8 protein-coding genes are annotated in these 16,971 nt (G+C 62.4%); 7 read left to right on the top strand and 1 reads right to left on the bottom strand.

All coding sequences use genetic code 11. The features are described from left to right. The first annotated feature begins 247 nt into the window (after window positions 1-247). Window positions 248-676: an Rrf2 family transcriptional regulator gene (locus ACKUUJ_RS06480; RefSeq protein ID WP_055250949.1), complete on the top strand. Its 429-nt coding sequence runs from the start codon at window positions 248-250 to the stop codon at window positions 674-676. Window positions 677-812: 136 nt separating this feature from the next. Here the strand turns inward: ACKUUJ_RS06480 and ACKUUJ_RS06475 are convergent, their stop codons facing one another. Next, complete coding sequence (locus ACKUUJ_RS06475; protein WP_118256363.1) at window positions 813-1,178, bottom strand: phage holin family protein; 366 nt, start codon at window positions 1,176-1,178, stop codon at window positions 813-815. 322 nt (window positions 1,179-1,500) lie between these two features. On the opposite strand from ACKUUJ_RS06475, the gene ACKUUJ_RS06470 reads away from it, so the two are divergent. The 6 genes from ACKUUJ_RS06470 (at window position 1,501) to ACKUUJ_RS06445 (ending at window position 16,934) form a co-directional block, all read left to right on the top strand. After that, entirely contained in the window at window positions 1,501-1,800 is a 300-nt protein-coding gene (locus ACKUUJ_RS06470) for a YerC/YecD family TrpR-related protein (protein WP_022094855.1), read from the top strand. Window positions 1,801-2,019: 219 nt separating this feature from the next. Beyond that, entirely contained in the window at window positions 2,020-5,172 is a 3,153-nt protein-coding gene (locus ACKUUJ_RS06465) for a PD-(D/E)XK nuclease family protein (RefSeq protein WP_409065062.1), read from the top strand. A gap of 3 nt (window positions 5,173-5,175) precedes the next feature. Next, window positions 5,176-8,802: a UvrD-helicase domain-containing protein gene (locus tag ACKUUJ_RS06460; protein ID WP_409065061.1), complete on the top strand. Its 3,627-nt coding sequence runs from the start codon at window positions 5,176-5,178 to the stop codon at window positions 8,800-8,802. A 175-nt stretch (window positions 8,803-8,977) separates the two neighbouring features. Beyond that, window positions 8,978-12,781, top strand: coding sequence for a DNA polymerase III subunit alpha (gene dnaE / locus ACKUUJ_RS06455; RefSeq protein ID WP_409065060.1), 3,804 nt, complete (start codon window positions 8,978-8,980; stop codon window positions 12,779-12,781). 164 nt (window positions 12,782-12,945) lie between these two features. Continuing rightward, window positions 12,946-16,419 (top strand): SNF2-related protein, encoded by a 3,474-nt coding sequence (locus tag ACKUUJ_RS06450; RefSeq protein WP_409065059.1) that lies wholly within the window; start codon window positions 12,946-12,948, stop codon window positions 16,417-16,419. 152 nt (window positions 16,420-16,571) lie between these two features. Then, on the top strand, window positions 16,572-16,934 hold the full coding sequence (locus tag ACKUUJ_RS06445; RefSeq protein WP_409065058.1) for a desulfoferrodoxin family protein: 363 nt from the start codon (window positions 16,572-16,574) through the stop codon (window positions 16,932-16,934). Window positions 16,935-16,971 lie beyond the last annotated feature (37 nt).

The raw sequence follows: 16,971 nt of genomic DNA, 5'->3' as shown, positions 1-16,971 counted from the left end.
CCTCCAAAGTGTTCAAATGACTGGATACCGTGTGGTTTTACGGTGTGTGTAGCAGCGAAACCCATAAACCTTATGGGTTGTTCTTTTTGCTGTTGGCAAGCATAGTAGACAGTAAAGCCTAGTAACGCAATAGGAAATAGAAGATTATTACGAGGCGATTAACCAGCTTGACGGGAATAGGTATTTTCAAAGCCAATTTTTCGGCTAGAATTTCAACGGACTAAAAGACCGAAAGGCAGCACTATATATGTTGGTTTCTACTAAGGGCAGGTACGCCCTGCGCGTTATGGTTGACCTGGCCGAGCATCAGGCGGCAGGCCGCATTCCCCTCAAAGAGATCGCCGCGCGTCAGGGGATTTCTGAGAAATATCTGGAGAACATTTTGGCCACACTCGTGCGCGCCAATATGCTCTCGGGCATGCGAGGCAAGGGCGGCGGCTACGTGCTCACGCGCCCGCCCGAGCAGTACACGGTGGGCGAGATCTTGCGCCTGACCGAGGGCAGCCTGGCGCCGGTCGCATGCCTGGACGGCGACTGCAAGGGCTGTTCACGTTCGGATGAGTGTCCCACACTCGACGTGTGGAAGAACCTGGACAAGCTCATCAACGACTACCTCGACGGCGTGACGCTCGATGCACTCGTCGCCCCCAACGAGGGCTACGACTACGTCATCTAGCCCCACCTGCTATTGGGGGACGGGGCAGAAATGGTAGATTTTCTTGCCCTCTGAGGCTTGACAAATAACAAGGCCGCCCATCGTTGCGATGGACGGCCTTCTTTTGGCGTGTTGTGGCGGTCCGTATCCGGTCGCTTTAGTTCCTGGCGATGCTGTCGAGAATGCTGCGCATGATGGATACCAGGATGCTGCCCATAAAGGCCGATCCAAAGCCGGCAATGGAGATACCCGCGCCCAGCAGATTGACCGACAGGTAGCTGGCCAGCTCGAGCATAAAGCTGTTGACTACGAGCTGAAAAATACCAAGTGTGATAATAGTGAGCGGCAGCGAGATGACCGTCAGGAACGGCTTGACGAGCGAATCGACGATGTTGAGGAACAGTCCCACGAAGGCAAAGCAGACCCAGGCGTCGGCCATGCCGAAGGGCTGAATGCCGGGGACGAGAAACGTTGCGATCGCGATGGCGATTGAGGTCAAAAGCCAGTTGAGCAAAAAGCGCATGGTGGGAATCCTTTCTTGCGCATGGCGTGGTGAGGGGCGTGAGGGGCACACACCTTTGCAACTCGGATAGATGCACGGACACGGCCTTGTTTGGGCACCCATTGTTCCAGATATTCGTGGAGCTTGCGTGCGCAGTCGGTTTCAAAACGGCGTTCGTCCTAAAAAACGTGCCGCTGGCAGAGAGTCTTGTCGCTTTAGTTTGGTGGTGTGCTAAACTGCTACGGGCAAAAGCCACAGGCGTTGCCCTATTGCATATTACGGGTGAACGATGCCCGATGTCAGTATCAACTTCGATGCCTTTTGGCGGGTTTGGCGGTGATCGATGAATATCGAGAACATGTTTGACAAGCCTGATGTCAAGCAGCTGGTCCACGCATTTAGCCTTTTGGACGACGAGAAAGATATCCAAGCGTTTTTGACTGATATCTGCACGCCGCGTGAGATTTGCGATCTATCGCAGCGTCTGCAGGTCGCGCGTTACCTGGACGAGGGCGAGCCCTATGTCGAGGTTCAGGCGCGTACCGGCGCTTCGTCCACCACGGTGAGCCGTGTATCCAAGGCGCTCAACGGCGAGTACGGTGGCTACCGCAAGATCCTCATTAAGCTGGAGGATGGCGAGTAGGCCACGCCAAAAATGGATTGTGCAGAACCGTCCCTCCGGGGGCGGTTTTTTGATCCCCTGGGGACGGAGGAAAACGGATCACCGGGTTAGACTGACCCCCTCGATGATCCATTTTCCTCCGTCCCCAAGGGATCAAATCTGTTGGCGTGGGGCAAATCTGTCCGTTTGGGCGGGTAGGATGGATACATTGATTATTGCGAACAGTTTGAGAGGAGGACCATGCCTGTTCGAATCTATACCACCAATGCCGGCACGGATTTGAGCGATGCCGAGTCGGCACTGCTTGCCGACCTTATTGCCCGCCACGGGCGTGCCGTGTTGCTGGCGCCAACGTTTGCCGAGCTCGACCTGTGTCGTCATGATGCGGCAGAAGCCGGGATTTCGCTGGGTATCGACTACAAGACGCCTACATCGTGGCTTCGCTCGCTTTGGGAGCTTTTGGGCGACGGGCGCGGTTTCGTCGACAATCTGCAGCGCCAGATGCTGTTCTCGGACATGGTCACGCGTCTCGACGATGCCGATTTGCAGCCGCTTTCGCGCAGCCAGGGCACGGTGCGCATGCTTGCGCGCATGGCCCGCGACGTGCTGCCGGGTGTGGCGGGGACGACGGCCGAGCGATGCCGTGGCAACAATTGCCAGCCTGAGCCAAAAAGCGATGCCGAGGCTCGTGTGTTCGAGCTTTTGCGCGCCTATGCGGGCGGTTTGGACCGTCGAGATATGGTCGAGCCCTGCGAGGCGGCTGACATTATGGCCGGTGCCCTGGCCGATAACCTGCCGGCGTGCACCCGCGCCGTATGCGTGCGCGGTATCACGTCGTTTACGCACGGCCTGCTCGAGCTGCTGTCTGCCGTGGCGAACAATGGGGGAGAGGTCGTCGTGCTGCTTGCCCGCGAGCAGGCGGCGATGCGCGAGGAGCTCGCCGCGGCATTTGATGCCCGCGGCGTGCTGTTTGAGGCCGCGCCGCTGGGGGAGGACGCCGTCGCGCCTGATGCCGCTTGCGGGACCGCCGCTCAGCCTGCCTTTATTGAGGTCGCCGGCCCCCATGCCCGTGCTCATGTCTATGCGGACGCCATCGATAAGTTGGTGAAAGCGCACAAGGAGTCCAAGGTCGATAAAGCTACTGCAATGCCCACCGACCCCGTGCGCGTGCTCGTCGTTTCTGCCCGGGCACCCCAGCTGTTCGGTGAGCTCGCCTCTCGTCTGGCGGCTCGTCATATCGCTGCCGAGACAACTGAATTCACGGCGTTTTCCCAATCCATTGCGGGCAGGCAGTTTGCGGCGCTTGCCGGCCTGATCGAGCGCATGAAGGCCGCCGATGAGGGCGCGGCGTCAAAGACCGAGTGGTGGCCCGCGCCGGAGCTTACCGACTGGATCTACAGCCCGCTTTCGGGCGCTGATGCCGTCAGTGCCCGTACCTTCGATAAGAATATGCGTCTCTCGCGTAGCAAGACTACCGCGAGCGTTAAGAGCCTGCTGCAGAGCGTTCAGGGCCAGGTGAGGGGCGCGCGCAAGGCGGCGAGCGACGACAACTGGTTTAAGAACGTACCGTGTGTGGTTTCGGACGTGTTCCAAGCGCTGTGGCGTGACAAGCCCGTGACGGCGCTCAAGGCCATGCTTGCCGTTGCCGAGGCGTTGCCCGATCGCGCCCTTGGAGGCCTTGACGGTCAGGCTCGTCACCAGGCGGAGGTGGCCTTGCTGCGCCACGTCATCGAGATCCTTATGAATGGCGCCCGCGCGCTCGACGTGTCGCAGGCCGCGACCGTACCCGTGCTCGATGGCATTCGCACCAAGGTGGACAAGCGTAGCACCGCCTACGATTACGAGACCCACGAGGTTGACCGTGCGCCACGTGCTCAGGTTCGTTTTGCTTCGCTTGCCGATGCGGCAGCTCTGCGCCCCGGCAGCTACGATGCCGTGCTGTTTGCCGATGTCGATCTGGACAGCTATCCGCTCTCGCACGAGGAGGGGCCGCTGGCCACGCTGACGGCGAGCCTTGGTCGCGAGGGCGTGACGCTTGAGCCCGCGGCCTTGCTGCGCGCGCGCTTTGGCCACGCGATGCAGGCGTCACGTGGCTCGGTTGCGCTTGCCCGCGTGACGCACGATCGCCAGGCGCGCGAGTGCTATCCGGCTGCCGTGTGGACCGAGTTGCGGGCGCATGCCGAGGCCGCTGACAACGCTAAGGCCGCTGACGACGCTAAGGCCGCTGACAACGCTAAGGCCGCTGACGCCGACAAGGCGAAGTGCGTGGGTGAGGGTGATATCGTAAGGGACTTCGATCCCGCGGCAGGCGAAGGTCTCAAGCGCGAACGCGTGACCTGTGAAGCCCCTCAGCATCTGAGTGCCGAGGCCGTGCCGTATTTGGTCCTGCGTCGTCGCGATGGCGAGGGCGAGGACGCGCCGCTCGTGCCGCGCCTGACGTCCGCCTCGCAGATCGAGGCCTATTCCACCTGCCCGCTGTGCTGGTTCGTTTCGTATCGCGTCAAACCTCAGTCCATCGATGCGGGCTTTGGCAACATGGAGAAGGGCAACTTTGTCCATGACGTGCTGGAGCACTTGCATGCACGTCTTCCGCAGGAGGGCATGGAGCGCGTGACGCCCATGAATCTGCCGCGCGCGAAGGAGCTGCTGCACGAGGTCTTTGCCGAGACCCTGGCCGAGCACGCCGGCAAGCGCGGTACCGAGGGCCCGCTGGTGCCGCTCTCTCCAGTGGAGGAGCGCCAGGTGGCCGAGATCTTGCCGCAACTGGAGGGCGTGCTCGCCTACGAGTCCGAGGCGCTCGCGCCCTTCGCGCCGCGCTACCTGGAGTTTGCGTTCAACGAGCTCCAGGTCGAGTATGCCGGCTGGCCGCTCGGCGGGCGCATCGACCGCGTGGATGTGGACGCCGAGAACCGCGCTGTGGTGATTGACTACAAGCATCGTTCGGGTGTCGAGGAGTTTAAGCTCGCCGACCCCACGGTGCGCGACGAGGAGTCGGGCGAGGCCCCCATCGACGATCCGCGCTGGCTGCCGCCCCATACCCAGACACTCATCTACGCGCAGGCCATGCGCCGGGCGCTGGGTCTAGATGCCCGTGCGGCGCTCTATTTTTCGACCAAGGGCGGCAAGCCCGCACTGCGTGGTGCCGCAAGTGCCGAGTTGCTCGAGGAAGAGCGCGGCGACGGCCGCATTCCGGGCCTTAAGAAGGGCTTTCCGGGCGAGGGCGGCAACATGGACTTCGATGCGCTGCTCGACCGCGTGGAGACCGGCATTGCCGAGCGCCTGCGCGAGCTCGAGGCGGGCATCGTCGCCGCTGTCGACCCGACGTCGGCTCAGGCCGCGCATGCGCGCTGCTTGTATAACCACGAAGGAACGTTTGTAAGGAGGGACGTGTAGACCATGGATCTTTCGACCTTGATGCCGCAACAGCTGCAAGTCGTCAAAACGCTCGACCGCCCGCTGTTTGTCTCGGCAGGTGCCGGCTCGGGCAAGACCTTTACCCTCACGCGCCGCATCGTCTATGCGCTCTCGCCCGAATCCGGTCCGTTTGTCGAGCATCTGGACCAGGTGCTCGCCATTACCTTTACCAAAGACGCCGCGGCCGAGATTCGCGACCGCGTGCGCCGTGCGCTTATCGAAGAGGGTATGGACGAGGAGGCCCTGACCGTCGACGACGCTTGGATCTCGACTATTCACGGCATGTGCTCGCGTATCCTGCGCGCGCATGCGCTGGAGCTGGGCATCGATCCTGAGTTCACGGTGCTCACCGATACCGATGAGCTTATGGATCAGGCTGTCGAGCATGTGCTGGGGCGCGCGACGGTGCCCGATGCCGCGCCCGAGCTCGCCGCCTCGCTTAAGGCCCTCTACGCTTGGTATCCCATGGCGGGCGAGGGCGGGCCGTTTGGCGCCGGTACCACCATCAAAGGCCTGGTGCGCGACCTGTTGGAGCTATCGAGCCAGCTGCCGGGCGGCATGGACGATGTGTGCGTGGCGCGCGGCCAGGCCGACACCTCGGCGCTTGCCGATGCCTATCGTGCGGCGCTGGGCGCAAGCAAGGCCACGACCGAGAAAGCGCAGGCGGCACTCGACGCCATCGACGCGTTTGAGGCGAGCGGCAAAACCATGGAGGATGCGGCGAGACTCATGATGTCGTGCAGCATGCCACGCGCGAGCAAGGCGTTTCCTAAGGAGCAGGTGGAGCTACTCAAGGCCGAGGCAGCCGATGCGTTTATCAATATCGTGCTTGCCTGCGGCGGCCCGGCGCTCGATGCGCTGGTGGGGCTTGCCCGTGCTGTGGAGGCGGAGTACCGTGCGCTCAAGGCCGACCAGTCCGCGCTCGACAATAACGATCTGTTGCGCATGGCATACGAGGCGCTGCGCGACTACCCGGCTATTCGAGCTGCCTATGAGGGCCGCTTTAAGATGGTCATGATCGACGAGTTCCAGGATACCGACCAGATGCAGGTCGATCTGATTCGCTATCTGACGGGTGCGGGCGAGCGCGCGCTGTGCACCGTGGGCGATGCACAGCAGTCGATCTACCGTTTCCGAGGCGCCGAGGTCGAGGTGTTCCGTCGCCAAGAGCGCAAGGTGGGCTCCTCTGCTGCGCCCGAGGCGACTGCCGTGGCCGACGCCCCTGCTGGCGAGCTCGTTAAACTCGTGCGCAACTTCCGCAGCCATGACGAGGTGCTGCGCTACGTAGCACGCGTCTTCGACGGCGATACCGGTGGTTTGATGCAGGGGTTCTTGGATCTTGAGCCGAGTGACGATCGCGAGGACAAGCTCAAGGCAAAGGCTTCGCGCCGCCAGGCGCTGCTCGTTGCCGGCGGCAGCACCCAGGAACGAACGCAGGCGAAAGCCCGTGCGATTGCGGAGCGGTTCCAAGCGCTCGTTAAAGCGGGCCAGCCCCAGGGCAGCATGGTGTTGTTGCTGGGCCGTATGACTAATGCCGACGTCTACGCGCAGGCTTTCCGCGACCAGGGACTCGACTGCGTTATCGCGGGCGGCTCGGTCTTTGCCCAGGCAGCCGAGGTGCAGACGGTGCGTGCCCTGGTCTGCGCGCTCGCCAATCCGGCTGATACGGCCCAAGGTCTTATGCCGTTGCTGGCCTCGCCGATGTTTGCACTCGGCGTCCAGGAGTTCCTGGCGCTGGCGACCAAGCTCGACGAGCGGACGGGCGAGACGTCGCGCCGCAATATCGATGTGGGCATCATGAGCGATTCCGATGTGCCGGGTTTGCAGAACCTGCCGCTCGTGACGCGTGCCCGCGAGGTACTGCGCTACGCGCTTCGTCGCGTGGGACGCGATTCGTTCGCCGCCATCGCGCGCGACGCGGTCAATGCCTCCGGCTGGTTCGTGCGTCTGGCGCAGCGCGGCCCCGAGGGGAAGGCCATTGCCGCCAACGTGCTCAAGGCGCTCGACGCCGTGACCGAGGCAGAGGCCGAGCTCGGCAATTCTCCGCGCTCCATCGCGCTCGCCTTCGACCGCTTCTTGGCGGGCAAGGAGGCCCCGGGCGCCCTCAACGAGGAGGGCGACGGCGCGGTGCGCATCATGACCGTGCATGCGTCCAAGGGTCTGGAGTATCCGGTCGTAGCGGTTGCCGAGTGTTTTGGCGTGCGCAAATCGTCCGGTGCGGCACAGATGGGTCGCGTCGGCGGTGGGGCGCAAGTCGTGGCGCTGCCGGCGCGCTTCGATGGCGTTAAGCTTGCCGACGGGACCTTCGTGAAGGGCGATGACGTCAAAAAGCAGTTTGAACACGCGTTTAAGGGCAAGGGCACGTCGCTGTGGCTGCCGCCAGAGCTTATGGAGGACGTATGCGCGACGGGCTCTCCCGCCGAGGCATTTGCCCGCCTGCGCAACGACGACCTGCAGCTTTCGCTCGAGGAACGGGCCCGCTTGCTCTACGTTGCCATGACGCGTGCGGGCGAGCTGGTGATCTTGGCGATGGACGCCGGCGTGAGCCGTGGCAAGGTGACGGCGCCGACCTTCGATGTCGAGACGGACCTGACCTACGACGTCCTGCGCCGCATCCTGCCGACCGACAGTCTGGACATGCCGCAGCTCGATAGCGACCGCCTGGTGTTCGACAACTCCCAACCGGGCGACTACGAGCTCATTTCGCTGGCGGACTTTACGTTTGGCGAGCAGGCGTTTGAGGCCAACGCTTCGCTGGATGTCGAGGGCAGGCTTGTTCGTGGCGATGCCGATGCCGCCGATAATGCTGCGCACTCAACTGTGCCCGGTCCCGCCGACCCCGATCCCGATTCGTTTGAGCTTGTGTATCCCCAGGCAGTGGGCGTGCGCATGGGCATCTGCCCGTATCCGATGCGTGACTCGTATAGCTACTCATCAATCGCCGCGGCACTCCATGCCGAGACGGAAGACCGTGCCGCCGAGGCGCGTGTTCCCATGGACGAGTCCGGCGATGATGCGGAGTCGGATGGTTCCGAGATGACGGATGCAGACGTGGCCGCCGTTGAGCCCGCCGGCAACCCTATGGCGCTGGGCTCGGCGTTCCACGCCGCCTGCCAGTGGCTCATCGAGATGGGTGCCGATGCGCTGCCCGCTGCGCGCGCCGATGCGCTGGCGCGTCTGTGGCGCCTGACGCCGGAGCAGCGCGGGCGCTTCGATGCCGCCCTGAATCGCTGGCTCAAGTCGGCGGTCCGTGCCGAGCTGCTTGCCTGGCCGTGCGTTCGTGCCGAGGTACCGTTCTTCTCGCTGGGTTGCGAGGACGAGGACATTGCCCGCTACGGTGCATATGCCGAGGGCGCCATCGATGCACTGGCCACCGACCCGGCCGATCCGTCGCGCGCACTGGTCATCGACTACAAGACGGGCGGCACGCCGGACGAGACGCCGGAGCAGCTGCAGGAGAAGCACGCCCTGCAGGCGCGCGTCTACGCTGATGTTCTGCATAAGGCGGGCTTTGAGGCCGTGACCGTCAAGTTCGTTCGCGTGGAGCAGGCGAATCCAACCATCTTCGTCGAACCCGCCGAACCTCAAGTGGTCACCTATAACTTCTAATCCTCAGATAACTTGCGGTGGAATACGGACTGTTTTGGCCAAAAAAGCCGCCAAACAGTCCGCATTTCACCACAACTCAAGAGGAGCCGTGTGGGTTTGGCTAGGTTCGGGTGCCGTCCGCGCCGTGCGGTAAAATCGTTCAGTCAGAACACGAACCCGCATCGGAGCTCATCATATGGCATTCGTCCATCTGCACAACCACACTGTCTTCTCCATGCTCGACGGCGCAACCCGTATCCAGGATATGGTCAATCGTGCCGTTGAGCTTGGCATGCCCGCCGTGGCCATTACCGACCACGGCTACATGTACGGCGTGCCCGACCTGGCGCTGGCCTGCGACGCCGTCAACCACAACACGCCCGAGTACAAGACATGGAGCCACGACAAGGCCTTCTTGGAAAAGGATCGCCGCGACGAGCTGGTGGAGCCCGACCCCGAGGCAAACCCGCGCGAGCATGCCCAGTATGTGAAGGACATGGCCATGTGGGACGAGAAGGGCAACATCGACGAGCTCAAGCCGCCCCTGGTCATCAAGCCCATCTTTGGCTGCGAGGTCTACTTTACGCCGGACGAGACGCTCGCCCGCGACCATAAGCCCGAGCTCTACCACATGATCCTTCTGGCCAAGGACCAGGAGGGCTACGTCAACCTGATGCAGACGGTTTCCGAGGCCGCCGTGCAGGGCTTTTACTACAAGCCGCGCGTGACGCTCGACAACCTGCGCCGCCACGCCAAGGGCATGATCTGCACGAGCGCCTGCATCGCGGGCATCATCCCCAAATACATCGACCGCGGCGACATGGAAGGCGCCATCAAGTGGGCCGAGACTTTCCGTGACACCTTTGACCCCGGCGACTTTTACATCGAGATTCAGGAACACGGCATTACCACCGATAACGGCCTGACCGACGAGCAGATGGACCGCACGCTCATCGATATCGCCAAACAGGTGGGCGTCAAGGTCATCGCTACCAACGACTTTCACTACCTGCGCCGCGAGGATGCGCCCGTGCAGGACGTCATCATGTGCATTGGCATGAACGCCAAGGTCGATGACCCCAACCGCATGCGCATGACCGGCTCGGAGTTTTATATGAAGACCGAGGAGGAGATGCGGGCGATGTTCCCGTATTGCCCCGAGGCCTGCGACAACACACTCGAGATCGCCGACAAGTGCTACGTGGAGCTGGACTGGGACTCCATCATCCTGCCGCGCTTCCCGTTGCTCGATCCCGGCGAGACGCACGAGAGCCAGTTCCGCCGCGAGTGCGAGAAGGGCCTGCGCCAACACTACGGTGACGACTGGGCCACGCGCGAAATCTGTGGCGTCAACATCAAAGAGCGCTTTGAGTACGAATACAAGGTCATCTGCGACAAGGGCTTTGCCGCCTACTTTTTGATCGTTGCCGAGTACGTGCAATGGGCCAAGGACAACGGCATCGGCGTCGGCCCCGGCCGTGGCTCGGCCGCCGGCGCTATCGTCGCCTACGCCATGAACATTACCGCGTTCGACCCGCTCGAGAACGGCCTGATGTTCGAGAGGTTCCTGTCTCCGCAGCGTACCGAGATGCCCGATATCGATATGGACTTCGACGATGAGCGGCGCCTCGAGGTCGTGGAGCACGTTCGCCAGCTCTACGGCCCCGAGAAGGTCACCCACGTTATCACCTACTCGACCATCAAGGCCAAGCAGGCCATCAACGACGCCGCGCGCGTTCTGGACTACCCCGTCTACATGGGCCAGCGCCTGTCCAAGATGGTCTCGAGCGACCCCAAGGTCAAGCTCAAGCAGGTACTCGAAAAACAACCCGGCAAAGAGGATCTGTTTAACCCCGACTTTGCCGAGGCCTATAAAAAGGACGACGACGCCCGCCGCATCATCGACACGGCGCTCTCGATCGAGGGTCTCACCCGTGGCGAGGGCGTGCACGCGTGCGCCGTTCTGATCTGCCGCGACCCCGTCAACGAGCATGTGCCCACCAAGCTCGACACCAAGGGCGGCGTCGAGATTACCCAGTACGAGGGCCATACCGTTGCCGACATGGGCCTGCTCAAGATGGACTTCTTGGGCCTGCGCACGCTGACGGTTATCTCCAAGGCCAAGGCAAACATCAAAAAGAACTTCGGCATCGACATCAAAGAGGAAGAGATCCCCTTTGACGATCCCGAGATCTTTAAGCTCATGGGTTCCGGCCACACCGCCGGCGTCTTCCAGGTCGAGTCCGCCGGCATGACGGCCACGATCAAGAATATGAAGCCCACCGAGTACAAGCACGTCGTGGCATTGATCGCCCTGTACCGCCCGGGCCCGCTGGGCGCCGGCATGGTTTCGTCCTACATCAACCGTATGAACGGCAAGGAGCCGGCCGTCTCCTACGACGACCGCCTGGACGACATCCTGGGCGAAACCTACGGCACTATGGTCTACCAGGAGCAGGTTATGCTCATCTCCGTCGAGATGTGCGGCTTCTCCAAGGGCGAATCGGACTCGCGTATCCGTAAGCCCGTGGCTAAGAAAAAGATCAAGCTGCTCACGTCGACGGTGCTCCACTGGGAGGATGGCTCGGACGAGACCACCTACGACCACTGGATGAACGGCGCTATCAAGAACAACTACACGCGCGAGGTCGCCCAGAAGATTTGGGACGATGTTCTCGAGTTCGCATCTTACGCCTTTAACAAGTCGCACTCCGCTGGCTACGCCATCCTGGTTATGCAGACGGCGTGGCTCAAGGCGCACTATCCGCACGAGTACATGGCGGCCGTTCTGACGTCCTACACGGGCAAGACCGACAAGATCGTGCATTACGTCTCGGCGTGCCGTCACGACGGCATCCCCGTGCTGTCGCCAGATGTCAACGAGTCCGGCACCGAGTTCACGGCTACCAAGGAGGGCGTGCGCTTTGGTCTGGCCGGCATTCGAGGCGTGGGTACCGGCGTGGCGCAGGCGATTATCGCTGAGCGCGAGGCAGGCGGTCCGTTTAAGACGCTGCACGACTTTGTCGAGCGCGTGGACTCGAGCCAGGCCAACCGTCGCGTGATCGAATCGCTCATCAAGGCAGGCGCCTTCGACTCCACGGGCTATCCACGCCGCCAGATGATGCACTTTGTGGACAAGAACAACCCCGAGAACATCATCGACGCCGCGGTAAAGCGCCAGAAGGATCGCGCGAGCGGCCAGACGTCGTTCTTCGATATGTTTGGCGACGTTGAGGGCTCGGGGTTTGAGGTGAGCGTGCCCGATCCGGATGGCCAGGAGTGGGACCGCCACCTTAAGCTGAGCCAGGAGAAGGAGGTTCTGGGCATCTATGTCTCGGACCACCCGCTGCGCCCGTTTGAGTATGCACTTAGCAAAGCGCGCGACTTCTCGTTCTCGCAGATCGACACCGGCTACGAGGTGCAAAACCCCACGGGCGGTACCATCAACCAGGAGATTCCCGAGGGCAAGGCGCTGTGGTGGGCCGGTATGGTCTCGAGCGTGTCCAAGCGCGTGACCAAAAACGGCGACCCCATGGGCATCGTGCAGCTCGAGGACATGGAAGGCGAGGCCACCGTCGTGGTGTTCCCCAAGACCTACAAGGAAGCCGAGGGGTATCTATACGGCGAGGTCGATCCCGAGACCGGTGCACAGCTGTCCGATGCGTTTGTGCGCATTAAGGGCAAGCTCGAGCGCTCGGACCGCGGCGACCAGATCATCGCGCAGGAGATCGTGCCGCTTGAGCTTAACGAGGAGAGCAACAAGCCCAAGGTGTTTGAGGTCATGGTGCCCAACAGCCGCTTTAGCCAGGGCAATATGGCGCGTCTTGCCACGGTGCTTACCGCCAACCCGGGCGGCGACCGCGTGGAGATCTTTATCGAGCAGGTGGACGGGCGCGTACTGCGTGCCGAGGTGCCGGCCAAGGTCAACGCACGCTCGATTCCGCTGCTAGCCGAGGCCAAGGCCATCGTGGGTAACCAAGGCAGAGTGACGGTGATCTAGGGACGGCGTTGCTGAGGGGTAGCTAATTTGGGACGGGGCTTTTTTAGCTACCCTTTGGCTGACGGCGATTTGGCTGGGATTTGAATAATTCTCAACCGACATGTGGGGGTAGCTAAAATAGCCCCGTCCCAAATTAGCTACCTGGTGCGAGATTGGAGGAAGTGATGGCGCAGGGGACGTTTGTGCAGGCGCTTCGTAAGGAGGCGGCGCTCAGCAGTACCTTTATGAAGGGGCGCTCGCTCATGCTCAACGGCGCCGTGCTGTCGTTTGAGGACTCCGGCTCGCGCTTCTCCAAAAGCGTGAACATCGAGGGCTCGGTGCGCGGCTCGCGCGGCGACCTGTACAAGACGCACGTGGCGCTCGATATGGACGAGCACGAGGTTATCGACTACGACTGCGATTGTCCCGCCGCCTTCCGCTATTCCGGCATGTGCAAGCACGTTATCGCCACGGCGCTGGCGTATCTGGATGCCAGTGGCGCCGAGCCCGTCGAGGGCTTGCGTACGCCGGTCCGCACGTTTACGGTACCGCCCGCACAGTCCAAGCAGCCCACGCGCCCCGCGCCCACCGCATCTGCGGTCAACCCCAACTTTCCCTTCCCGGCGCCCGTCCCCACGAGCCCGAGCCTTGTGGCGGCGCTTTCCGATCTTTCGGACGCGCGCATGGACGAGCTCGCGGCCATGCGCCGCAAGCTCGCCGGCACCATCGACCCCGATGCGCCCAAAGCGGTGCTGGAGCCCTCGCTGGTGCCGTACTACAATCCGCTGTTTGCCGATCGCTTTAACTGGGCGCTCGAGTTTCGCATTCGCTGCGGTTCGGTGTCCTACGTGGTTAAGGATATCGACGGCATGGCCGATGCCTATGTGCGCGGCGGTACGTTCTCCTATGGCAAGAAGCTTACGTTTGCCCATGTGCCCGAGGCTTTCGATGACGTGTCGACAAAGCTGCTCGACTTTATCGCAATGACGGTCGCCTACCTAGGCGATATTACGAGCTCGCGCTCGGCATCGTATGACTTTGCCCGCAGCGGCTTTGTCGCCGAGCGTCAGTTGCCGGTATCCGAGTATTCCGTCGTGTCCGTGCTGGACCTGCTGTGTGGCAGGTCCATGTCCTTTGAGCCCGCTTGGTCGCGGGGGACGACGACGCATCGCTCCTACGAGGTGGAAGTCGAGCCGTCGCCGCAGGGGGAGGGCGAAGTCCCGGCTAAGCGCCCGCCGCTTCTTGCCGCCAAGATTGCACCGGCGGCGGGAGGCAGCTACGACTTGCGCCTTCCGGCCGATACGCATTGCTTTGTCTCGAGCGACGCAGCCTATCTGGTCGATACGCGCCGCGCGCGCCGTACCGACACGGCGTTTGCCCAACATGCGGCGCCGTTCCTTTCGCACTTGTTGCCCTGCCGCACGCCGGTCCATATCGCCGCCGACCAGGTGGGCGAGTTCTGCCGCATGGCGCTGCCTATCTTGCGCGACTACACCGACCTGACCGCTCCCGCCGCGCTCGACGCCGTGGCGCCCGAGCCGAGCTTTGCCATGGCGATCGGCGTCGACGATGGTCTTGTGACCTGCAAGATTACGGTGACCTACGGCGATTGGTCGGCAGATCTCTTTAGTCTTGGTGCTCCGGGCAGTCCCTTCGAAGAACAACGCCCCGGCGTTCCGCCCCGCGATACGGTGGCGGAGTTTCGCGTTATGGACACGGCTGCCCTGTACTTCGATTTCTACGAGGGCGGCCTGGCATTTGAGGAGCGCGATGACGAGAGCCTGTTCCACTTGCTGACCGAGGGCCTGTCTGCCCTGTCCGAGTTGGGCGAGGTCATGCTCAGCGACCGCCTGCGCCAGATCTCGGTACGCCCTGCGCCTAAGCTCTCGGTGCGCGCCACCGTCAAGAGCAACTTGCTCGACGTCGAGCTGGGTGCGAGCGGGCTTTCGGCGGCTGACCTTGCTGTCTATCTCGATTCGTATAAGCGTCACCAGACGTTTGCGCGCCTTACGTCCGGTGACATCGTTCGCCTGGATGAAGGTGCCCGCGCTGCGTTTGGCCTTGCCGAGGACCTGGGGGTCGATGCTGTCGACCTGCTCGACGGCGTGTCGCTTCCCGCGTCGAGTACCCTGTTTGTCGACAGCATGCTCGCGCGCACGCCCGCGCTCGAGGCCGATCGCGACGCGGCGTTTCGCCGCACTGTCGAGCGCCTGGACACGCTCGGCAAGATGGACTTTACGGTGCCCGCCTCGCTCAAGGCTACGCTGCGTGGCTACCAGGTCGACGGCTACCAGTGGCTCGGCTCGCTTGAGCATTTGGGCCTTGGCGGCATCTTGGCCGACGATATGGGCCTGGGTAAAACACTGCAGATGATCGCGCACATTCTGGCGCGCGTGGAGGCGGGGGACACCAAGCCCACGCTTGTGGTGTGCCCTGCGTCGCTTGTATACAACTGGACCGCCGAGCTGGAGCGCTTTGCCCCGTCGCTTGATGTGTGCGCCATTGTGGGTGCCAAGGCTCAACGCCGCGTGCAAATTGCCGGCGTGGCCGAGCATAACGTGGTGGTAACGTCGTATGACCTTATGCGCCGCGACATCGACGAATACGTCGAGCAGGACTTTGCCCGCGTGGTGCTCGACGAGGCCCAGTACATTAAAAACCCGCTCACCCAGGTGGCCCGCGCTGCCAAGCGCCTGCCGGCCGGCGTGCGCTTTGCCTTGACGGGCACGCCCATCGAAAACCGTCTGTCCGAGCTCTGGAGCATCTTCGACTTTTTGATGCCGGGCCTTCTGGGCACGCGCGACTCATTTGCCAAGCGCTTTGAGGGTCCCGTCGAACATGCCGAGGGTGACAGCGCCGCTCGTCTGCAGGCGCTCGTGTCGCCGTTTGTGCTGCGTCGCGTCAAGGAAGATGTGGTGGCCGATCTGCCCGAGAAGATCGAGGATACGGTGATGGCGCAGCTTACCGGCGAGCAGCGCAAGCTCTACCTGGCAAATCAGGACCGCATCGCCCAGCAGGTGCAGCACCGCGAGGCGGGGGAGTTTAAGAAAGACAAGCTCAAGGTGCTTGCCGAGCTCACCAAGCTGCGCCAGATCTGTTGCGACCCGCATCTGCACTATGCGGACTACAAGGCGGGAAGCGCCAAGCTCGATACGTGTATGGAGCTCGTCCACGGCGCGCTCGACGGCGGTCATCGCATCTTGCTGTTCAGCCAGTTTACGGGCATGCTCGATATCATCGGCAAGCGTCTGGCCAAGGAGGATATCGCCTTTCTTAAGCTCACGGGCGCATCGTCCAAGGAGAGCCGCGCCAAGATGGTTGCTCAGTTCCAGGCGGGCGAGGTACCGGTGTTCTTGATTTCGCTCAAGGCGGGCGGCGTGGGCCTTAATTTGACGGCTGCCGACGTGGTCATCCACTACGACCCATGGTGGAACGTGGCGGCGCAGGACCAGGCGACCGACCGCGCCCACCGCATTGGCCAACAGCACACCGTGACCGTGTACAAGCTCATCGCCAAGGACACGATCGAGGAACGCATTATGCAGATGCAAGAGTCCAAACGCGATCTGGTCAACAGCGTGCTCGGCGGCGATGGTATCTCGTCGGCGCTGTTCACGCGCGAAGATGTTCTGGCGCTGCTCGGTGGCGACGGTCGCTAGCTGCGCGCGGGATGAGGTTGCCGGGGCGGATAGTACGCGCCGCCCCACCGTTCCCGCCCGTTATGTGTTCATTTGCCATGCCGTGGATGGTTTGCCTGCCTTTGGGCATAAGAACCATCGAGAACATCGGCACATCAGCAAAGGAGAACATCATGGCGAAATTCTTTAAGGACTCCGACGGCAAGCTCATTGCCGCCCTTGGCGACGGCGTTGCGACCCCTGCCGGCTGCACGGAGCTGACGGCAAACACCGAGGATGCGGCGCACGAGAAGCACGTGCCTGTTGTCGAGATCGAGCGCGACGGCCACGTTATTCGTGCGCGCGTGGGCTCGACGGAGCACCCCATGCTGCCCGAGCACTACATCGAGTGGATCGCGCTTGAGGCCGAGGGCCGCCTGGAGATCCATTACCTTGAGCCCGGCATGAAGCCCACGACGTTTTTCGCTGGCGGTTCCAAGACCGGTACCGTCTATGCCTACTGCAACCTGCATGGGCTGTGGTCCGCGACGTTCTAGGAGCGCGCCCCCGCTCGGGGTATCATAGCTAGCATAT

The sequence above is a fragment of the Collinsella sp. wc0583 genome (assembly GCF_046116915.1).
GTDB lineage: Bacteria > Actinomycetota > Coriobacteriia > Coriobacteriales > Coriobacteriaceae > Collinsella.
This window is presented reverse-complemented; position numbering and strand designations above follow the sequence as displayed.